This window comes from Mesorhizobium sp. M6A.T.Cr.TU.016.01.1.1, assembly GCF_003952585.1.
Taxonomy (GTDB): domain Bacteria; phylum Pseudomonadota; class Alphaproteobacteria; order Rhizobiales; family Rhizobiaceae; genus Mesorhizobium; species Mesorhizobium mediterraneum.
Genome location: NZ_CP034452.1, coordinates 3,871,353 through 3,891,712 on the forward strand (window position 1 = coordinate 3,871,353; position 20,360 = coordinate 3,891,712).

General features: G+C 64.3%; 18 protein-coding genes. 7 read left to right on the forward strand and 11 right to left on the reverse strand.

What is annotated here, in order from left to right; genetic code table 11:
• Positions 1-25 precede the first annotated feature (25 nt).
• Positions 26-1,114: a hypothetical protein gene (locus EJ075_RS18520; protein WP_126105239.1), complete on the reverse strand. Its 1,089-nt coding sequence runs from the start codon at positions 1,112-1,114 to the stop codon at positions 26-28.
• A gap of 263 nt (positions 1,115-1,377) precedes the next feature.
• On the opposite strand from EJ075_RS18520, the gene EJ075_RS18525 reads away from it, so the two are divergent.
• The gene (locus EJ075_RS18525) at positions 1,378-2,688 is read left to right on the forward strand and encodes a Mur ligase family protein (protein WP_126105240.1); all 1,311 of its coding nucleotides are present in this window, start codon (positions 1,378-1,380) and stop codon (positions 2,686-2,688) included.
• Here EJ075_RS18525 and EJ075_RS18530 read toward each other — a convergent pair.
• The 4 genes from EJ075_RS18530 to EJ075_RS18545 all read right to left on the reverse strand — a co-directional run bounded on the left by EJ075_RS18530 (position 2,657) and on the right by EJ075_RS18545 (position 6,344).
• On the reverse strand, positions 2,657-4,024 hold the full coding sequence (locus tag EJ075_RS18530) for a Mur ligase family protein (RefSeq protein ID WP_126105241.1): 1,368 nt from the start codon (positions 4,022-4,024) through the stop codon (positions 2,657-2,659). The genes EJ075_RS18525 and EJ075_RS18530 overlap by 32 nt on opposite strands.
• 188 nt (positions 4,025-4,212) lie before the next feature.
• On the reverse strand, positions 4,213-5,403 hold the full coding sequence (locus EJ075_RS18535) for a glycosyltransferase (protein WP_126105242.1): 1,191 nt from the start codon (positions 5,401-5,403) through the stop codon (positions 4,213-4,215).
• A gap of 91 nt (positions 5,404-5,494) precedes the next feature.
• Positions 5,495-6,100 carry a thymidine kinase gene (locus tag EJ075_RS18540; protein WP_095484199.1) on the reverse strand — a complete coding sequence of 202 codons (606 nt, stop codon included), beginning with the start codon at positions 6,098-6,100 and terminating at the stop codon, positions 5,495-5,497.
• Positions 6,101-6,146: 46 nt separating this feature from the next.
• Positions 6,147-6,344 (reverse strand): hypothetical protein, encoded by a 198-nt coding sequence (locus EJ075_RS18545; protein ID WP_095484200.1) that lies wholly within the window; start codon positions 6,342-6,344, stop codon positions 6,147-6,149.
• Positions 6,345-6,367: 23 nt separating this feature from the next.
• On the opposite strand from EJ075_RS18545, the gene EJ075_RS18550 reads away from it, so the two are divergent.
• From EJ075_RS18550 to choV, 3 genes are all read left to right on the forward strand, one after another.
• The gene (locus tag EJ075_RS18550; protein WP_126105243.1) at positions 6,368-7,303 is read left to right on the forward strand and encodes a choline ABC transporter substrate-binding protein; all 936 of its coding nucleotides are present in this window, start codon (positions 6,368-6,370) and stop codon (positions 7,301-7,303) included.
• A gap of 124 nt (positions 7,304-7,427) precedes the next feature.
• A complete protein-coding gene (gene choW / locus EJ075_RS18555; RefSeq protein ID WP_095484202.1) occupies positions 7,428-8,282 on the forward strand; it encodes a choline ABC transporter permease subunit in 855 nt (284 codons plus the stop codon).
• Positions 8,279-9,460, forward strand: coding sequence for a choline ABC transporter ATP-binding protein (gene choV, locus EJ075_RS18560; RefSeq protein ID WP_126105244.1), 1,182 nt, complete (start codon positions 8,279-8,281; stop codon positions 9,458-9,460). The genes choW and choV overlap by 4 nt, the downstream gene beginning before the upstream one ends.
• A gap of 236 nt (positions 9,461-9,696) precedes the next feature.
• On the opposite strand, the gene EJ075_RS18570 is transcribed toward choV, so the two are convergent.
• The gene (locus EJ075_RS18570) at positions 9,697-11,100 is read right to left on the reverse strand and encodes an ATP-binding protein (protein WP_126105245.1); all 1,404 of its coding nucleotides are present in this window, start codon (positions 11,098-11,100) and stop codon (positions 9,697-9,699) included.
• Positions 11,097-11,813 carry a response regulator transcription factor gene (locus EJ075_RS18575; protein WP_095484205.1) on the reverse strand — a complete coding sequence of 239 codons (717 nt, stop codon included), beginning with the start codon at positions 11,811-11,813 and terminating at the stop codon, positions 11,097-11,099. The genes EJ075_RS18570 and EJ075_RS18575 overlap by 4 nt, the downstream gene beginning before the upstream one ends.
• Positions 11,814-12,050: 237 nt before the next feature.
• On the opposite strand from EJ075_RS18575, the gene EJ075_RS18580 reads away from it, so the two are divergent.
• The 3 genes from EJ075_RS18580 to clpS all read left to right on the forward strand — a co-directional run bounded on the left by EJ075_RS18580 (position 12,051) and on the right by clpS (position 13,227).
• The gene (locus EJ075_RS18580) at positions 12,051-12,380 is read left to right on the forward strand and encodes a hypothetical protein (RefSeq protein WP_126107369.1); all 330 of its coding nucleotides are present in this window, start codon (positions 12,051-12,053) and stop codon (positions 12,378-12,380) included.
• A gap of 36 nt (positions 12,381-12,416) precedes the next feature.
• Entirely contained in the window at positions 12,417-12,632 is a 216-nt protein-coding gene (locus tag EJ075_RS18585) for a hypothetical protein (RefSeq protein ID WP_126105246.1), read from the forward strand.
• Positions 12,633-12,921: 289 nt separating this feature from the next.
• Positions 12,922-13,227: an ATP-dependent Clp protease adapter ClpS gene (gene clpS, locus EJ075_RS18590; protein ID WP_126105247.1), complete on the forward strand. Its 306-nt coding sequence runs from the start codon at positions 12,922-12,924 to the stop codon at positions 13,225-13,227.
• Between the two features lie 174 nt (positions 13,228-13,401).
• Here clpS and EJ075_RS18595 read toward each other — a convergent pair whose 3' ends face one another.
• Genes EJ075_RS18595 through EJ075_RS18610 form a run of 4 tightly spaced genes read right to left on the reverse strand, consistent with a single transcriptional unit; the run spans position 13,402 to position 20,245 of the window.
• Positions 13,402-15,501: a hypothetical protein gene (locus tag EJ075_RS18595; RefSeq protein ID WP_126105248.1), complete on the reverse strand. Its 2,100-nt coding sequence runs from the start codon at positions 15,499-15,501 to the stop codon at positions 13,402-13,404.
• A gap of 3 nt (positions 15,502-15,504) precedes the next feature.
• Entirely contained in the window at positions 15,505-18,330 is a 2,826-nt protein-coding gene (locus EJ075_RS18600) for a DUF4159 domain-containing protein (RefSeq protein WP_126105249.1), read from the reverse strand.
• The gene (locus tag EJ075_RS18605; RefSeq protein WP_126105250.1) at positions 18,327-19,241 is read right to left on the reverse strand and encodes a DUF58 domain-containing protein; all 915 of its coding nucleotides are present in this window, start codon (positions 19,239-19,241) and stop codon (positions 18,327-18,329) included. The genes EJ075_RS18600 and EJ075_RS18605 overlap by 4 nt, the downstream gene beginning before the upstream one ends.
• Entirely contained in the window at positions 19,241-20,245 is a 1,005-nt protein-coding gene (locus EJ075_RS18610; protein ID WP_126105251.1) for a MoxR family ATPase, read from the reverse strand. Before EJ075_RS18610 ends, EJ075_RS18605 begins: the two co-directional genes overlap by 1 nt.
• Positions 20,246-20,360: the final 115 nt, after the last annotated feature.

Consider the following 20,360-nt stretch of genomic DNA (forward strand, 5'->3'; position numbering starts at 1 on the left):
CTTGGGAGGTATGCGAGCGCAGCAATTACGACTGCACGTAGTTTGCCGCATTGTGCTTCTTCAGCACGTCGTCGAAGCGGCGGGCAAAGGCATCGTCGGCCAGCTTCTTGCGGCGCTGGATGTCGGCGGTCGCCACCATGTTCTTCTCGTGCATTTCGAGGAGATCGCCAATGTGCTTCTGCGAGGCAGCACCAATGCCGGCCATGGTCTCCTCGGCGGTGTTGTCGACCTGGCTGCCCAGCGTGTTGATCTTGTGGGCGACGTCCTGCTGGGCGGCGGTCTTCAGCGAGTCTTCCAGCGCCTTGTAGAGCACGATGCGCTGCTCGGTATCGATGGTCAGCTTGTTGATCAGCGTCGACTGTGCCGCGATCTGGTTGTTGAGCGAATCGACGAAGGTCTGGAACATCGAGGTGTAGCGTTCCAGCGTCTGGCTTTCGGCCAGCAGCTCCTGCTCCTTGGCCTGCTTTTCGTTGTATTCCGTCGCCAGTTTCGAACGCTCGCCTTCAAGCTGCGTGCGCTCCTTCTGGCTGGTCGAGGCGGCGATCTTGTTCTCGATGTCGAGCAGCATCGGGTTGAGCTCTTCGATGCGCTTCTGCACGGTCTCGAGATTGGACATGGTTGTCTTGCGGCGTTCGATCACCTGCGACAGGCTGGCCTCGGAGGTCTTGTAGCGCTGGTCGAGAACCTGCTTCTGCGCCTTGAGGATGCCGACGATGGTATCGGATTTCGCCAGCAGCTCCTGCAGATTGCCGGCCAGCGACATGTTGCGGACACGGTCGGTGCGCATGCGCTGCTTGCTCTGACTGGAAAATATGCCGATGAAGCTTTCCCAGCCGGTGTAGTTCTTCATGCTCTCGAATTCGGCGCCGAAGACGTTGGTGGCGTCCTCCAGCCCGATGATCAGGTCGGCGATGTTGCCTTCCATCACCTTCTGCTGCTTCAGCACATCCTCGATGCGGGCGTTCTCGAGGTCGAAATTGGCGTCGCCGATCTTCTTGTCGGTCTTGGCGAGCGTGTCGAGCACCGTGCCGGACTGCTCGATTTTCGTGCGCATGTCCTGCACGACCTGCTTGGTCTTGGCAATTTCGGCATCGAAATTCTGCAATGTCGCCATAGGGGCCTCCCGCTTCGGCATCTGTTTCGTGTCGCGAACCGCCGCGAATATATGTGTGGCATGGGGGGAAGGGAAGGTGGAAGATTAGCAGGCCGATAAAGGATGGCGCCGAAGCCTGAAACAAAAAACCCGCCTCGCGGCGGGTGGTTGGCGCAATCAGCACCATACCCAAATCAATAGCATAACTGCCGTCACAAAGCAACCAATTGCGTTTCTTCCCGGTCGACAGGCTGCCACTGGACATTTGGTCAGCCGACGCGACAATGGCGCATGGAATCTGGCTGGGCGGCGCCTTGAACTTCGGCAATGGACTGAAACAATTCCGGCGGCGGCTGCGCGCGCAAGTGCGTGGGCTGATGCGGTCAAGGATGCCGGTCGCCATGATCACCGGTTCCGTCGGCAAGAGCACGACGAGCCGGATGCTGGCACGTATTCTCGAATGTCAGGGGCATGTCGTCGGCCTGACGACGACCGACGGCATTTATGTCGGCAGACAGATGATCCAGAGTGGCGACCGCGCTGGCTACAGCGGCGCGCGCACTGTGCTCGCCAGGCCCGACGTGACCGCCGCGGTTCTGGAGACGGCGCGCGGCGGCCTTAACCGGCGAGGGCTTTACCTCGGACGTTGCGACGTGGCGGCACTGCTCAACGTGCAGGACGAGCAGATCGGCATGGACGGCATCGAAACCGTTGCCGATATGGCCAGGCTGAAACGCAAGGTGACAGACGCCGCTCGGCGCGTCGTGCTTGGTGCTGATGACCCGTCGTGCCGTTTGCTGGCGGAGCAATATCGCCCGGGCCGGGTCACGCTGTTCGGCTTCGAGACACAAGACGATCTGGTCAGGCGTCACATTGCTGGAGGTCACGTCGCTTTCGTGGTCGAACATGAAGCGGGCCGCGAATGGATCGTTCGCCGCCAGGGCGACGCACGCCATTTGGTCGTCGACGCCTGGCAACTGCCTTCCTCGATGAACGGAGCCCTGCGCCACAACATAGCCAACGCAATGGCTGCGGCCGCACTTGCCGACGCCCTCGGCGTCCCTTTGGCCGTCATTGCCGAGGCGCTGCTTTCGCTATCGAATTCGGCAGAAGATTTGCCCAGCCGGTTCAACATTTTTGACCAGTATCCGTTCCGGATCGTGGTTGACCGGGCCAACAGTCCGCCCGCCACGCGGGCTTTGGTTGCGGCAGTGGCCCGAATCCCGGTTTCGGGCCGGCGTCTTTGCATGGTCAGCTGCTGGGGCAATCGCCCAGGGTTCAACTACGAGCGGGTCGCCGCTGCGATCACGCCGGGATTCGACATTTTCATATGCTACGAAGAGCCGATCTTCCGGCGCGGACGGCCGCCAGCCAAGATTGTCGAGTTGCTCAAGGCAGGTCTGATGAACTGCGGCGTGGCGGAAACCCGGATCCACAACGCCGGCAGTTACGAGGAAGGGCTGCGGCTGGCGGCCAGCCTCGCCACGGCGGACGATCTCCTGCTGGTGCTCGGCGCGCATGTCGGCGACATCAAGCCGGTCATGGACGACGTCTTCGGCCCAGTCAGGTTGAAGGACGACGCGGGAAGGGCGTGAAGCGCCGCCAGAGGCTCGCGCGTTTTCGTACCGCGCGCAGTTCATCTTTCTCGGCTGCGCGTATCTCCCGATGTTGCTCGAATGGAATCAGGTATTTCCCGCACTCCAGACAGCTTCTGGGATATCCGCAAACCGGCTCCCAGCAGCGAACATCGTGGTCTGCGGCAAGGGCTATGCGTTCGAGATGCAGATTTCGCGAGCCTTTGACCAGAATGACTTCGTCCGGCCGTTGTGTGGCCCTGACGTGCTCGGCGACTTGGCGGACCGAGCGCATTTCGAGGAAGCGGCCACCGTCGCGATCCTCTTGTGCCGCACCCGAACGATGAGCATGCTCGCCGACGAAGACAATCTGGTCGCAAATGGCGCGCGCGGCGCGATAGGCGCTGCCATAGGCCTTTGCCGGCTTGCCGGCATAGTCGGCGATATGACCAAGCACCACGCGCTTGTAGCCGGCATCGGCACGGCCAAGCATGTCGAAGGCCAGCCCGAGCGAATGAAATGGCGTCTTCGCCGTGTCGACGAAGAACGTCGGCCCGCCACGCACCTGCCATACGCCGCACCGGGTCGGCATCGGCTCGAAGGTAGAGACCCTTTCGGCGATAATCCTGGCATCGACCCCGAGCTCCAGCGCCGCTGCGGCCGCTGCGGCCACGGCAAGCCAGAAATGTTCGGCGATGAAGCGTGTTCTGAGCGCAAGTGCGCCGCCTGGCCCGTGTATCGTCATGCTCAGCCGCTGAGGATAAGCGGCATGGATGTCGCATGCGCGGTATCGGGCGCGCTCCGAGCGGCCGAAGGTCACGGACGGCGCAACGGTGTTCAGTGCCATCGCCGCGATAAGATCATCGTCGACGTTCAGGATGGCGAGGCCGTCCGGTGCCAGCGACTCGACCAGCGCCTGTTTCTCTGCGGCGACAGCAGCTCTGCCGCCGAATGCCGAGTGATGCTCGTCGGCAATCAGCGTCATGATGGCGATGTCGGGTTTCAGAACCGAAGCCATCCGCGCCATGTCCCCCTTGGCCATGACCCCTAATTCCATCACCGCATAGGCTGAATTTCGCGGCAAGTGCCAAAGTTTTTCGATCAGCCGGTTGAATGTGTTGCTCACCGTCAATTTGTGGACGGAACCGCTGCCTTCAAGGATATGAGCCAGAAGCTCCGCCGTCGTGGTCTTGGCCGAACTGCCGGTGATGCCGATCACGGTGGCTTTCGTTTGCCTCCGGCGCAGGCGCGCCATCGCTATGCGATATTTGCCCTTCAATCGCCGCAAATTGGATCGCAAAGGCCCGGCGCGGTCGAAACCGAGCAGGCGCTTTGCTCGTGCGGAAAGTTGCTCCATCTTGTCGACACTTCCCCCCTGCGGCCCGGCGGGACGACCGGACAGGCGTTCATCTTCTACCTTGTCCACAGCCCGTTGCAACGTTGCGCCAGAGGGAGTCTGCACCGGCGTTGCCAATGTGAGGTTATGGCTTGGCGGCCGGCCTTCACAAACGCCGCATGATGGCGGGATTGCGGAAGGGCCGATGCTCAATCCGGCAGCCGCGCCGACAGGTCGTCGACGGCCTGCAGGATCGTCCGTTCGATCGCTGCGAAGGAATGCCTGTCGCGCGCGAACGCCCGCCCCGCGGCGGCCATCTTAGCGGCCTTCTGCGGCTCTGCGGCGAAGGTCACGATTGTCGCGGCAAGCTCGCCGGCATCGCTGCCGGACAGAAAGTGCGTGCCTGCTTCCAGGCCGAGCCCCTCGACGGCCTTTTTCGTGGCGCAGACGACCAGTCCTGCGGCCATCGCCTCCAGCACCTTGATGCGGGTTCCGCCACCGAACCTCAGCGGGATCGGCGCATAGCCGGCGGCGGCCAGCAGGTCCGGCAGGCGCGGTGGGTTTTCGACGAGATTGAGCCCGTGCTTAGCGCAGTAGTGGCGCACGATTCCGCGCGGGTTCTTGCCGGCGACGGTGATCGACCAGTCGCGGCCGGACGCCGCAAAGCGCGGCACCATCTTGCGACCGATCTGCTTGACCGCGTCGATGTTGGGGAAGTAACCGAGGTGGCCGATAAAGCAGAGGCGGATTTCCTGGTATCGCCGGTCGGCAATCGGCAGGGAAAGCATGGTCTCGTCGGGGATGGGATTGACGATCACCTTGACGAAGTCAGGGGCAGGGGCCGGTCCCAGTGCCAGCGTCGCCCGGTCCGCTTCGGAGCAGACCCAGACCTGGTCGGCCGTCTTCGCGGCGAGGATATCGGCTTCGCGTGCCTGGGCAATCTTGGCCCGATGCTCGCGAAAACGCCGCAGACGCTGCCACAAGGACAGCGCGCCGATGCGGTCCGCCAGCGTGCGCGAATCGATGTTGTGCAGGTCGACGACGGTCCGACCGCCAAGCTCCGGGGCCAACGCCAGCAATTGCGAAAGTGCGATGTCTTCGACCACGACGAGGTCGGGCGCGAAATTTTTCCAGATCGCGGCCGCTTCGGCCAGTTCGTCGGCCGGGATCAAATGCACGGTCGGATGCGCGCTGCGCTTCTGCCAGGGGCCGCGACCGCGGGCCGCCTCGATGATCCGGTGCCGGATGTTGGGCGGCGGGAAGGGCGCCGGCCCGCCAGTGAAGCTCACGGTCAGAACTTCGCCGAGCGCGGTGAGCGCCCGCGCATTGGCGGCGTTCCTGATTTCGGCGCCCGAAACCGGCGGATATGGACAGTCGACCGTGAATTGCAGAATTTTCATTTTGGCCCCCGCCTGGATCGTAGCTGGGCACCGATGAAAGCGAAATAGCGCTGGTCAGGCTCAATGCATGTCGCACAAAAGTATGTGCGCTTTAGGTGAAGCCGATGAAATCGTCGGGCGAGGCGCGGCCCATTTCCTCTTCCCAATGGCGGCGGCAGAGCGAGACATAGACATCCTTGCCGATCGCCACCTGTTCGCCCTGTCTCGCCACCTTGCCGTCGGCGCCAAGGCGCACGACCATCGTCGCCTTGCGGCCGCAGCGGCAGATGGTGCGCACCTCGCGCAATTCGTCTGATATCGCCAGAAGCGCACGCGAGCCGGAAAACAGCTTGCCCTGGAAATCCGTGCGCAGGCCGTAGCACATCACCGGGATGTCCAGCCGGTCGGCGATGCGAGCGAGCTGCCATGCTTGCTCCTCCTCAAGGAACTGTGCCTCGTCGACGAAGACGCAATGCACCGTCGTATGGTCGTGATGCTCGGCGACCCGGGCGAACAGATCGTCGCCGTCGCGGAACATCTCGGCTTCCGTCTCAAGGCCGATGCGCGACGAGATCAGCCCGGTATCGCCCTTGCGGTAGTGGCCGGCGACGAACAGCATCGTCGTCATGCCGCGCTCGCGGTAATTGTAGGAAGCCTGCAGCAGCATCGTCGTCTTGCCGGCATTCATCGTCGCATAGTGGAAGTACAGCTTGGCCATGCCGCCCTTTTAAGCCGAGTTCGCATGGCGCGGGGAGGGGGCGTCCTCACATTCCACCGGAAAGGCGCATTTCATCGGAAAAGCGGCTGGCCAGCAGAAAAGCGGCTGGAGCAGCAGGCAGCGTGTCGCTGATCGGCCAGTCCGCGCCGTTGATCGCGATTGCCTTATTGCTTGAAACCGCACCAGAATGGTGTTTGGCTGACGAAACAAAGCGGAGATAAAAACCGTAACTTCGCTTCGCCAAAGAATCGAAATGGGAGAATTTTTATGTCGCGTCTCAATTCCTTCGTCGCCGGCCTCGGCCTGGCGGCTTTCCTGTCCACCAGTGCAGCCTTCGCCGCCGATCCGGAAAGCTGCAAGACGGTGCGTCTCTCCGATGTCGGCTGGACCGATATTCAAGCGACGACCGGCGTCGCCTCGGTGCTGCTCACTGCGCTCGGCTACGAGCCGGAAGTGATCCAGCTTTCGGTGCCGGTGACCTACGCGTCGCTGAAGAACAAGGACCTCGACGTCTTCCTCGGCAACTGGATGCCGTCGATGACCGCCGACATCAAGGAGTACACCGCAGACGGCTCGGTCGAGACCGTCAGCGAAAACCTTAGCGGTGCCGGTTATGGCATCGTCGTGCCGGCCTATGTCGCGGACGCCGGCGTCAAGACGCTGACCGATCTCGGCAAGTTCAAGGACAAGTTCGACGGCAAGATCTATGGCATCGAGGCCGGCAATGACGGCAACCGCATCATCCTCGACATGATCAAGGACCCGGCGGCCAATCTCGAAGGCTTCGAACTGGTCGAATCCTCCGAGGCCGGCATGCTCACCCAGGCCGAGCAGTCGATGAAGAACAACGAATGGATCGCCTTCCTCGGTTGGACGCCGCATCCGGTGATGGGCGCCATGAAACTCGCCTATCTCGACGGCATGGGCGACAGCGGCTTCGGCGCCGCCACCGTGCATACCAACGTGCGCAAGGGCTACATGACGGAATGCCCGAATGTCGGCAAGTTCATCGCCAATCTGAAGTTCAATCTGGATATGGAAGGCGAGATGATGGACGCGATCCTGAAGGGCGGCGACGCCAATACGGTCGCGACCGACTGGCTGAAGAAGCACCCGGATGCAGTTACCCCCTGGCTTGCCGGCGTGACCACTTTCGACGGTGGCGACGCGGCGGCGGCGGTCAAGACCGCGCTCGGAAGCTGAGCCGATAACCTTGAATTCGGAATAATCGAAACGAGGGCAGCCACGGTAGAAAGGGCTGCCCTTTTTCATATCCTGTGACAAGATGACCATCCGGCAAGGACGGCGCCGATAGAAGAGGGGCTAGATGGATCCGATTTCCAAATTCCTGGTCAGCTACAAGATCCCTATAGGCGCTTGGGGAAAGGCCTTTTTCACCTTCCTCACCGACAATTTCAACACCGTCCTCAGGGCCTTTTCCAACGGCCTCAATTTCCTGCTCGACGGGATGGTCGACGGACTTCTTCTGTTGCCGCCCGTCCTGCTCATCGCCTTGATCGCTTTGCTCGCCTATGTCCTGCAGCGTTCGAAGGGCCTGGCGCTCGCCGTCTTCATCGGATTGCTGTTCATCCTCAACCAGAACCTCTGGAAGCAGACGGTGGAGACGCTGGTGCTGGTGGTTGCCGCCGCCGCCGCCTCGATGGCGATCGGCGTGCCGCTCGGCATCTGGGCCGCGCACAAGCCGAAGGTCTACCGCATCATGCTGCCGGTGCTCGACCTGATGCAGACGCTGCCGACCTTCGTCTACCTGATCCCGGTGCTGACCTTGTTCGGGCTCGGCAATGCGCCCGGCCTGATCGTCACCATCATCTTCGTCATCCCGACCTCGGTCCGTCTCACCCATCTCGGTGTCGTCTCGGTGCCGAAATCGATCATCGAGGCCGGCGAGGCCTTCGGCGCCACCAGGCGCCAACTGCTCTGGAAGGTCGAGCTGCCTTCGGCCCTGCCCACCATCATGGCCGGCTTGACCCAGTCGATCATGCTGTCGCTGTCGATGGTGGTGTTCGCGGCCCTTATCGGCGCCGGCGGCCTCGGCACCGAGATCAACCGGGCGCTCGGCTCGCGCAGGATCGACCTCGGGCTTGAGGCCGGCCTCGCCATCGTCGTGCTGGCCATCGTGCTCGACCGGATGACCCGCATTGGCGTTGGAGGCAAGAAATGACCGTCGCCGTCGATTTCAAGAATGTCGACATCGTCTTCGGCAGCGACCAGGCCGGCTCGCTCGCGCTCATCGACAGCGGCGCCACCCGCGCCGAGATCCTCGAAAAGACCGGCAATGTGCTGGGCTGCGCCGGGGCAAGCCTCACCGTGCATGAGGGTGAGATTTCCGTGCTCATGGGCCTGTCCGGATCCGGCAAGTCGACGCTGTTGCGCGCCGTCAACCGACTGAACGTCGTTTCGCGCGGCCAGGTTCTGGTCAAGGATGGCGACAAGACGGTCGATGTCGTCACCTGCGACGAGGCGACCCTGCGGCGGCTGCGGCAGAAGCAGGTGGCGATGGTGTTCCAGCAGTTCGGCCTGCTGCCGTGGCGCACGGTGGAGGAGAATGTCGGCCTCGGCCTCGAGCTCGCCGGCGTGCCCGAAGCCGAGCGCAAGGAGCGCGTGCATCGCCAGCTCAAACTGGTCAATCTCGACCAATGGTCGAAGAAATATGCGCACGAGCTTTCCGGCGGCATGCAGCAGCGCGTTGGGCTGGCGCGCGCCTTTGCCACCGAAGCGCCGATCCTGTTGATGGACGAGCCGTTCTCGGCGCTCGACCCGCTGATCCGGACCAAGCTGCAGGACGAGTTGCTGCAGCTTCAGGCCGAGCTGAAGAAGACCATCATCTTCGTCAGCCACGACCTCGAGGAAGCGCTGAAGATCGGCAGCCATATCACCATCATGGAAGGCGGGCGCATCGTGCAGACGGGCGCGCCGGAAGACATCGTGCTGCGCCCCGCCAACGACTATGTCCGCGACTTCATCGCCAATGTGAATCCGCTCTCGGTGCTGACCGCCTGGAACGTGATGCGCGACCGCCGCGACCTCGACCACGGCGAGGACGGCTGGGTGTGGCTCGACCGCCGCAAGACGACGCGTTTCAAGATCGACGAGCACGGGCTGGTGGCGGCGGCCGAGCGCGACGGCAAGCCGGCGTTCTGGGTGTCCTGCGCCGATGTCGAGGCGCAGCCGGAGGAGACGGCGCAGGTGTTCTGGGCCAATCCCGGCACCTCGCTGAAGACGGTGATGCTGGCCATGCACCGCTCGCAGACCGCGCCCGTGGCGCTGTTCGACGATCAGTCGCGCTTCGTCGGCGCCATCGGCATCAGGGATGTGTTGAGCGCGGTGTTGAGGCGGTAGTTTTCTCCTCGGGAGGAGAGAAAAAAACAACTGCCGCGCTCCTTCGCGCCCCCCTCTGTCCTGCCGGACATCTCCCCCACAGGTGGGGAGATTGGCTGTCATTGCCGATTTCGCCAACTACAAACGTTGGAATGTGAGAGCCGTCTGCGAAACTGCCGATCTCCCCCCAAGTGGGGGAGATGGCCGGCAGGACAGAGGGGGGCGCGAAGGAATGCCGGCTTGGCCGATACCGCCAGCTACGCCAGCGGCAATTTCAGCTCGGTCAGCAAGCCGCCGCCGGGATGATTGGACAGGCTGACCTCGCCGCCGGTGCCGCGGGCGATGTTGCGGGCGATCGTCAGGCCAAGGCCGAGGCCGCCGGTCTGGCGGTTGCGGGACTGTTCCAAGCGCACGAACGAGCCGAACACGGCGTCGAGCTCGGCCTGCGGTATGCCTGGCCCCTCGTCGCGGATGGCTAGCGTGATCGTCTTTCCCGATCGATGCAGGCTGAGATGCGCCCTCTTGCCGTAGGTCACGGCGTTCTGGACGAGATTGGTGACGCAGCGCCTGAGCGCGACCGGCCGCGCAAGGCAGATGATGCCGCGCGACCGCGTGTCGTCATTGTCGAACGAAACCTCCTCGTAGCCGTCGGCGACCGATTCCACGAGCGACCAGAAATCGATCCGTTCGCTCTTCTCCTCGGTTACCTCGAAGGTGGCGAAGTCGATCACCGAGCTGGCAATCTCCTCGATATCGGCGAGATCGTGCGCGAGTGCGGCACGAACTGTCGATTTCCGCAGCAGTTCGAGACGCAGCCGCATTCTTGTCAGTGGCGTGCGCAGGTCGTGCGCGAGCGCTGCCGCAAGATGTTCGCGATCCTCGACATAGTCGCGCAGCCTTGCCTGCATGGCATTGACCGCTTTTGCCGCGGTGCGGATCTCGCGACTGCCGGTCTCGGCGATCGGCGGGCTCTTCAGGTCGTTGCCGATCCGTTTCACCGCGGTTTCCATCATCCGGTAGGGCGCGGTCAGCCGGCGCAGCGACCATATCGACATGGCCACCACCAGCCCGGCGATCAAGGCATAGAGCGGCAGGCTGTCGAAACTCAATATCGGCCCCATCGGTGTGTTCGGCTCGGTGAAGTTCAGCCATTGGCCGTCGGCGAAGCGGAGCGACGCTGTCAGCTTGTCGCTCTGGGCGAAATCGGCGGCCAGCACCAGGAGGTCGCGCTCGACCTCGCCGACATCGCGACCCTCGATCGCGCCCCCATCGTCGGCTTCCCGTGTCGCCGGATCGCGCCGGACCCGCGCATCGGTAATGCCGAATTTCGACAGCCGCCCGACCAATATGTCCTCCAGTTCGGCCAGTTCGTCGTCGCCCGCTATCGACGAGGCGACGGCGGGCGTGTCCGAAACGGTAAGCGCGTAGGTCGCGTTGGACAGGCCGGATGCGGTGGCCTTGCGTGCTTCGGGCGAGGCGGCATGCATCAGCTGCACCAGCGAGAAGGCGCGATCATTGAGCCTGTAGAGATCGACCACGTCGTTGGCGGCGGCACGGTCGCGCGAGACGATGTAAAGCGTCGTGATCTGGCTGATCAGCAGGCCGGCGATGACGATGAGCAGCACCCAGACGGGCAGGGTCTGCGGCAGGACGCGTCTCATTCTGAGGTCGTTTCGGGCAAGAACTGGTAGCCGCCGCTGCGCACGGTCAGGATCAGTTTCGGCGTTTTCGGGTCGTCCTCCATCTTGCGCCGCAGCCGGCTGACCAGAATGTCGACGCTGCGATCGAAGCTGTAGCCGCTGTCGCCGCCTGACAGTTCGATGAGCTGGTCGCGGCTCAGCACGCGCTGCGCGCTCTTGACGAAAGTCTGCAGCAGGTTGAACTCCGCCATGGTTAGCTCGACCCTGACATCGCCCGGCGCCATCAGCCGGCGGCGCGAACAGTCCATCGTCCAGCCGGCGAAATGGTAAATCTGCCGCGAGGTGGGCCGCCGCGGCTCGGCGGCGCCGTTGCGCCTAAGCACGGCTCGGATCCGCGCCAGCAGCTCGCGCGGATCGAAAGGTTTCGGCACGTAATCGTCGGCGCCCATTTCCAGCCCGACGACGCGGTCGGTCGTCTCGGTGACGGCGGTCAGCATGATGATCGGTGTCGCATGGTTGGCGCGAAGATCGCGGCAAAGCTCCAGCCCGCTCTTTCCGGGCAGCATGACGTCCAGAACGATAAGGTCCACCTGCGCGCGGCGCAGGACGGCTTCCATCTCGGTGCCGTCGGCGGCGACCGACGTGTGCAGCCCCCGTTTCTGGAAGAACTCCTGAAGCAGGTCGCGAATGCCCTTGTCGTCGTCGACGATCAGTATGTGCGCGTCGGATTTCACTGAGAGCCCTGCTGTCACTGATGGCTGAAACCGCCGTTCGATAATCACCCACACGATAGAATTCAGGCCATATGTTGGCCGGTGACGACAAGCGACCCCGAACAGGTTGCTCAGAAACAATCCAGAAACAAAATTCTACAGTTCGGAAAAACTCCCGAAAAAAATCAAAGGCATAAGTGGTGCCGTGGCGGTCAGGTCATCGGCTGCGGCACGCGTTACGGGATTACGGACAAACCAATGCAAAGGTTCTCGATCAGCTTGATGGGTGTGTTGCTCGGCATCTCGCTTATCACCGCCGCGGTCGAACAATCCTATGCAAAGGTGGCCGATGCAAAGGTGGCCGATACAAAGGCGGCGATCACCCGGAGCGGGCGTTGCAGCGATCTGAGCCGTCAATTCGACGAAGCCCTCGAAACCCATGCCGCGGCAACGCAGGTCACCGCGGCGAAGGCACTTCAAAGGAAGGGAAACCGGTTCTGCGCCAACAAGAAACAGGCACAGGGAATCCGGATGCTCGCCAACGCTTTGAAGCTGCTTGGAGTGACACCGATCGACCCCGTTCAGTGACCCTCAATCCGATCTGCACAACAAGGAAACGAAGCCATGAAAAAGTCCCTCCTCTCCGCTCTCGGTCTCGCCATCGCGCTTGCCTTCTCGATGCCGGTTCTCGGCGCCAGCAGCGCCAACGCCGCCACCACGACCGTGGCTGCGACGACCGCGACGACCGCTGCGCCGGCCAAGATGGTGAAGAAGGTCGCCGCCAAGAAGACCGTCAAGAAGCACAAGAAGCACGCAGTCAAGGCAGCTCCGAAGGCCTGATCCAGCGACATCTCTTGTCCACTAAGAAGACTGCTCCAGTTGCGATGCGCCTGGAGCGGTCTTCTTTTTCGTTCCAGATGGGCGGCATCTGTCGCGGAGCCAATCGAAATTCCCGCCGGGCTTCGCTGCACCAAGCCGTTGAATGGCAACCGGCAGTTCCCACATAGGCACGGACTTGTGAACGGCCGCACCCGCTTGGAAGGCGGTTTGCGCGCGGCTCAAAATGGACGATCGCTTTCGTTCATGTCAGAATAAAAGCGAAATTCTTGCGCGCAACTGCCGGGTTCCGATGCCTGAAATCACGACAAAACCCCGCACCAAGACGCAGCCGAAGATCGAACGGCCGAAGCTCTACAAGGTCATCCTCCTCAACGACGACTTCACGCCGCGCGAGTTCGTGGTGACGGTGCTCAAGGGCGAATTCAAGCTGAGCGAAGACCAGGCGCGGCGGGTGATGATCACCGCGCATCAGCGCGGCGTCTGCGTCGTCGCCGTCTTCACCAGGGACGTCGCCGAGACCAAGGCGACGCGGGCGACCGATGCCGGCAAAGCCAAGGGCTATCCGCTGATGTTCACGACGGAGCCGGAGGAGTAGTGCGGTTCGCGTTCTTCCTTCTCCCCTTGTGGGAGAAGGTGGCCGAGCGAAGCTCGGTCGGATGAGGGGTGCTCCAGCTTGGCACTGCCGACACTCCGTCCAACACCCCTCAACCGTCTTGGCGCTACGCGCCAATCCACCTTCTCCCACAAGGGAGAAGGAAAGACGATGCTGCTACCGCCCTTCGCGGTACCACATCGAGCCCAATGCCAGAAGCAGCAGGCCGAGGCCGAGGAATCCGCCGAACAGCGGCACGCGCGAGACCGCCTTCAGCACGCTGTCGTCGGTGGTGCGCAGGCCGATCCAGTCGTTGCCGCTCGCGGCGCCCGAGGCGCGGACCGGGACGACCGAGGGCAGCGTCACGCCGCCTGTGAGGTTGCCGATGGTCGACCCAAGTGCCGATGATGGCGCCAGCCGGCGCACGCTGCCGCCGGTGGCCTCGGCCGGCGCTTTCAGCCGGCCCTCGGTGGAGACGACGTCGGTGAATTCAGGCGCATTGACCGGGCCGACATGGGCAAGCGCCTTCAGGTCGCCATTGCCGACCTGGTAGAGGCCGATCTCATTGGTCTCGATGCTGCCCAGGAAGACGCCGGGCTCGGCCCTCTCGAGCTTGACGGTCAGCGCCTTGCCGGACGGGGTGATGATTTGCGCCGGGCCGGGGTCGTCGCTCATTGTCTGGCGGCGGATTTCCAGCATCATGCCGCGGCCGTCGGCGGTCAGCCGCTCTTCCTCGAGCTCGGGCTCCTTCATCAGCCAATGGGCGATGCGGCGATAGAGCTGGACATGCGGGCCGCCGCCCTCGAAGCCGCGCGCCCATAGCCAGCCCTGGTCGGACAGAAACATGCCAACGCGGCCTTCGCCCTTGCGGTCAAGCAGGAGCAGCGGACGGTTGTCCGCGCCCTTCATCACCGCCTCGCCCTCGGGGTTCTCGACGCCGATGGTGCGGAACCAGCGGCTCCAGTGCGGCGGCTCGGTGGCGGAGCCGTCGAGCCCTCGCGTCACCGGATGGCGCTGGCCGAGCTCGGTGAGGCGTGGATAGAAGGCCTTGTCGACAACTTCGCCGGTCGGCATCGCGGGCAGCGCCGACATCAAAGGCGTGCGGGCGATCGAGCTTTCACCGGCATATTCGGGCCCTGCCGCGATCAGCAGCGCGCCGCCTTTTTCGACATATTCGGCGATGTAGTCGTAGTAGAGGATCGGCAGCACGTCGCGGTGCTGGTAGCGGTCGAAGATGATCAAGTCGAAATCCTTGATCTTTTCGACGAATAGCTCGCGCGTCGGAAAGGCGATCAGCGACAATTCGTTGATCGGCGTGCCGTCCTGCTTTTCCGGCGGCCGCAGAATGGTGAAGTGGACCAGATCGACCGAGGCGTCGGACTTCAGCAAATTGCGCCAGGTGCGCTCGCCGGCATGCGGCTCGCCGGAGACTAGCAACACGCGCAAATTCTCGCGAATGCCGTCGATGAGCGCGATGGCGCGGTTGTTGGTGTCGGTGAGTTCGCCGGGCTCGGGATCGATGGCGAGTTCGACGATGTTGCGGCCGGCGCCGGGAATGGTCACTTGCAGCGGCATGGCCTGGCCGATGATGGCGCGCTCGACCGAAACCTGCTCGCCATTGACCGACACGCGCACATCGACCGAGCCGGCCTCATTGTTGGTGCCGATGACGCGATAGGTCATTTCGAGCGGCTTGCCGACCAGACCGAAGCGCGGCGCATTCTCGAAGCGGATGCGACGATCCTTTTCCTGGTCGTTGCCGGTGATCAGGGCGTGCAGCGGGGCGTGGAAGTCGGGTGTGCCGGCGGGGGCGTCATGCACCTCGCCATCGGTGATCATGATGGCGCCGCCGATGCGCGAAGGCGGCACGTCGCGGAAAGCGCTTTCAAGCGCACCGAAAAGCCGCGTTTCAGTGCGCTCCTCGGCGGCTTCCGACTTGCCGGCCTCAACAACGCGGACGTCGAACTGCTTGAAGCGGCCGAGGCGCTGCTGAAGCCCGGCCAGCGCCTCGTCGGTCTGCTTGGTGCGTTCGCCAATGTCCTGGCTCTGGCTGCGGTCGACGACGACGACGACGACGCTTTTCAGCGCCTCGCGCTCTTCGTCGAGGGCCACAGGGTTGAGCAGGGCCGCACCCAGCGCGAGCAGGGCGGCGAAACGGAAGACCGCGCCGCGCTGGCGAAACCACAGGCCGACCAGTGCCAGCAGCAACAGCGGCGCCAGCACCAGGCCAAGCAGCGGCCAGGAAATGAGCGGTTCGAAGGCGAGCGACCAATTCATGGCTTACTGCCCCAGCCGTTCGAGCAGCACCGGCACATGCACCTGATCGGATTTGTAATTGCCGGTCAGCATGTACATCATGATGTTGACCCCGGCGCGCAGCGCGTAAATGCGCTGCATCGGGTCCGACGGCACGGTCGGCAAAAGCGGGTCGCCATTCTCGTCGACCGCCCAGGCGCCGGCGAAATCATTGGCGGTGATCATGATCGGCGAGACGCCGTCGCCGGTGCGCACCGGGCGGTTCTCGGTGTTGCTGGCTTCGAGCGACGCCGCGACCCAGAGCGGGCTGCCGGCGAAGCGTCCGGGAAACTCAGGCAGGATGTAGAAGGATTTGGTCAGCACATGGTCCGACGGCACCGGTTCCAGCGGCGGCACGTTGAGGTTGCCGAGGATGTCGCGCAGCCGCTCCGTCGCCGGGCTGGTCGAATCCGCGCCGATGCCGGTGGCGAACTGGTCGCGCGTGTCGAACAGCACCGTGCCGCCCTGCTGCATATAGGCGTCGACGCGGGCGATCGCGGCTTGGCTCGGCATCGGCGCGGCAGGGTCGATCGGCCAGTAGATCAGCGGATAGAAGGACAGCTGGTCCTTCGAGATATCGACGCTGGCCGGCGCGCCCGGCTCGAGCGCGGTCTTCTCGATCAGGAAGCGGGTCAGGCCCTCCAGCCCGGCCCGGCTGATCGAATCGACGCTCTGTTCGCCGGTCTGCACATAGGCGATCCGGGTCTTCGAAATGTCCTCGATCGCCCGGTCATCGCCCGGTTTGGCATCGTCGGCGCGGGCGATGTCGGTGTGGCCGCCCAGGGCGCCGAGCGCAATCAGCAGGGCGGCGGTGGTTGCGGCAGCAGTGCCGGCGCGGCGCGGCCGGCGCGAGAACAGGCCGCCCATCCAGAACACGGCCAGCGTGTCGAGCACCATCAGCAACAGTGCTGCCGCCACCAGTGGGCCTTTCAAATTGTGCGATTCGTCGAAAGCGTACTGGATGGTGGTGACCGGCACGGTGATCTGAGGACGGACCAGCGGCGCGAAGCTGCTTTCGGCATTGAGCAGATTGTGGGCGAAGACGCCGGTTTCGGAGCCGTACAGGCCGGGCGGGTTCTCGAACGTCACCGGCAGCGGGCCGGCACCCGGCACCAGCGGCCTTGCATCCGGCGTCGGCGGCACCAGCGTGCCGTCGGCCGATATCATGCGGTAGGGCGCCAGCGAAGTGGCGGCGGCCTCGGCATTGGCGACCGCCGCACCCTGGTTGCGCGACAGTTGCACGATGCGGCGCAGCATCTCGACGAAGCTGCCGGAGATCGGCAGGTTCGACCAGGTCGCCTCCGGCGTGACATGGAACAGGACGAGCGTGCCCTTGCCCTTCTTCATTCCGGTCACCAGCGGCGTGCCGTCGGCAAGCGTGGCCCAGGTGCGCTCGACGATATCGGGCGTCGGCTCAGCCAGAACCTGCCTGGTGACGGTGACCTCGGCGGGCGGAGCGAGGTCGGCGAAGGGGCCGGTCTTCGGAAAATCGGTGACCGCCTGCGGCGTCGTCCACGACAGCGCGCCGCCGAGCGAGCGCTCGCCGGTGCGCAGCCTGACCGGCAGCAGATCGTCGTCATTGCCGCCGGCGACCAGCCGCGAGCCGGCGAACCGCACCAGCGTGCCGCCATTGTCGACCCAGTCGACCAGCCTTTGCCGCACCTGCTCCGGAATGGTGCCGATATCGGCCATGACGATCATCGCCGGCTTCTGGTCGAGAAGCTGCGGGATGGCGTCGGCGAGATCGGCGCTCGACGGCTCAGCCAGATCGGCGAAGGGCTGCAGCGCGCGTCTGATATAGTAGAGCGGCGACAGAAGCGGCTGCGCCTGGTCGGCCTCGGCCTGCGACAGCAGCCCGACGCGGCGGCGCTTGGAATTCTCGTCGAGCACGCGTACGGCGCCGGCCTGCCGCTGGCCGTCGAGCGTGATCGAGGCGAAATCGTTGCGCAGCTCGAACGGCACCGCCATCGTGCCGGTGGCGGTGGATTCGCCCGGCGAGAAGGTCAGCGTGGCGTCGGCGATGCGGCGGCCCTTATCGTCGAAGGCGCCGGCGGTCACCTGAGCCGGCGCCGGATCGCCCGGCGCGCGGATGGCGGTCAGCTCGAAGCCGTCCACCTGGTTGTCGGCGCCGGTCAGGCCGATCAAGGTAGGCCTGTCGGAAACGGCCCAGACGACACGGGCGGCGTTCTTCGACAAAAGCGTGTTGAAGGCGGCCTCGTCACCTTCCGCCGCCAGACCGTCGGCGAGCACGGCGACGCTGGCGCCCGGCAAGCTCTCCAGGGTTGCCGCGACGCGGGCGTAGACGGCAGGGCGGTCGGTCGGGATCGGCCTCGGCTTTGCCGCGCGCAGCCGGTCGAGCGCGGCGGCGGCGTCGAAGGGGCCGATCTCGGCATTCGGCTTTTCGGCGGTGAAGGCGATGATGACAGGCACCTCGTTGGAGCTGGCATCGGCGATCAGCCGTTCGGCCGTGGCGACGCGCTGGCCCCAGTCGGCGGCACTTGCCCAGTCATTGTCGATGACCAGCGCAAGGGCGGCGCCTTCGGCCGGCAGTTTTTCACGCGGGTTGAAGACGGGTTCGGCCAGCGCCGCAACGATAAGGGCGGCCATCAGCAGCCTGAGCAGCGTCAGCCACCACGGGCTCTGTTGCGGCGTCTCCTCGCGCTTCAGCACCCGGGCCAGGATCTTCAGCGGTGGGAATATCTCGGTTTGCGGCTTGGGCGGGGTGAACCGCAAAAGCCACCAGATCACCGGCAGCGCCAGAAGGCCCCACAGCACCATCGGCGCCCCGAAGGAGAGCGGCAGCCAGCTCATGCGCGGATCCTCCCGGCTGAGCTGCCATCGACGGTCATCGCCATATGGACACGCACCAGCGCATCGGAGGCGAGGCGATCGGTGTGGTTGACCGTGAAGCTCCAGCCGAGCCGCTTGCACCAGTCGGTCAGCTCCTGGCGGCGGGCGATGTAAAGCAGGCGGTATTCATCGCCCAGCGTTTCGGCGCGGCCGGCGGTCAGCTTGTCGCCGGTCTCGGGATCGGTGAATTCGGTACGGCCGGCATAGGGAAATCTCTCCTCGGCCGGGTCGGCGACCTCGATCAGATGGGCACGCACGCCGTGGCGGGCGAGCACGTCGAGCCAGGCGATGGTGTCCTCGACCGGATCGAGGAAATCGCTGACGATGACGATGTCGCAGAAGCGGCGAATGCCGGACAGGTCGGGCTTTGCCGGCAATTCGCCGGCATGGGTGAGTTGCGCCGCGATACGCTCGGCGCCGTTGCGGGCGGTGAACGGATCGGTCAGCCCGGGCCAGGCGATACGCTCGCCGCTGCGCGACAGAAGCTCGGCCATGGCCAGCGCCAGCACCAGCGCGCGGGATTCCTTCGAGACGGGGGCTCCGGTCGATTTGTAGAGCATTGAGGGCGAGGGATCTGCCCACAGCCACACCGTATGGGCCGCTTCCCATTCGCGGTCGCGCACATAGATGTGATCGTCACGGGCCGAGCGGCGCCAGTCGATACGTGAGGAATCGCCTTCGACATAGGGCCGGAACTGCCAGAAATTCTCGCCGATGCCGCGCTTGCGGCGGCCGTGCCAGCCGGCGATCACCGTGTTGACGATGCGGCGCGCCTCGACCAGCAGGTCAGGGACCAGCGACGCCCGCAACCGGCCGCGGGCGAGCGCGTCACGCGTCGCTGCCGGTGCCTGGGCCTCGCCTATACGCGCCATCAGATGCCTTTTGCCAGTTTCGCCACCACGTCGCGAACGGTCGTGCCCTCGGCACGGGCGGCAAAGGTCAGCGCCATGCGGTGCTGCAGCACCGGCTCGGCCAGCGCTCTGATGTCGTCGACCGACGGCGCCAGCCGTCCGTCGTAAAGGGCGCGGGCGCGGGCGCACAATGTCAGCGCCTGGCTGGCGCGCGGGCCCGGGCCCCAGGCGACGTGCTTGTCGGTCTCGGCGTTGCCCTGGCCGGGACGCGCCGAGCGCACCAGCTGGAGGATCGCCTCGACGACGCTTTCCGGCACCGGCATGCGGCGGATCAAGGTCTGGATCTCCTTCAGTCGCGCCGGCTGCAGCACGTTCTGCGCCTTGGCGTCCTCGATGCCGGTGGTTTCCAGCAGGATGCGGCGCTCCGCCTCGATTTCCGGATAGAGGATGTCGACCTGCATCAGGAAGCGGTCGAGCTGCGCCTCGGGCAGCGGATAGGTGCCTTCCTGCTCTAGCGGGTTCTGCGTTGCCAGCACGTGGAACGGCGCCGGCAGGTCATGGCGGACACCGGCAATGGTGACGTGGTATTCCTGCATCGACTGCAGCAGCGCCGACTGGGTGCGCGGCGAGGCGCGGTTGATCTCGTCGGCCATCAGCAGCTGCGCGAAGATCGGCCCGGAGATAAAGCGGAAAGAACGCTTGCCGAATTCGTCCTGCTCCATCACCTCGGAGCCGAGAATGTCGGACGGCATCAGGTCGGGCGTGAACTGGATGCGGCGGGAATCGAGGCCGAGCACGATGCCCAGCGTCTCGACCAGCTTGGTCTTGGCGAGGCCGGGCACGCCGACCAGCAGCGCATGGCCGCCGGCCAGCAGCGCCACCAGCGTGCGTTCGACAACGCTTTCCTGGCCGAAGATGACGCGGCCGACGCCATCGCGAACCCTGGAAATGTCGGCCAGCGCCGTCTCGGCCTGGTCGATCATATCCTTTTCGCTGATCGGGCTTTCCTTGATCATCACGCTCATGCAGCATCGATCCTTCTCGTTGGAAATACCGGCTTGCACCTTCGACGCCGCAGAATGCCGCGATTCGGCCTCGCATGGCGCCTGTCTTTGAACTTAAATCACAGACTTAGGCTGA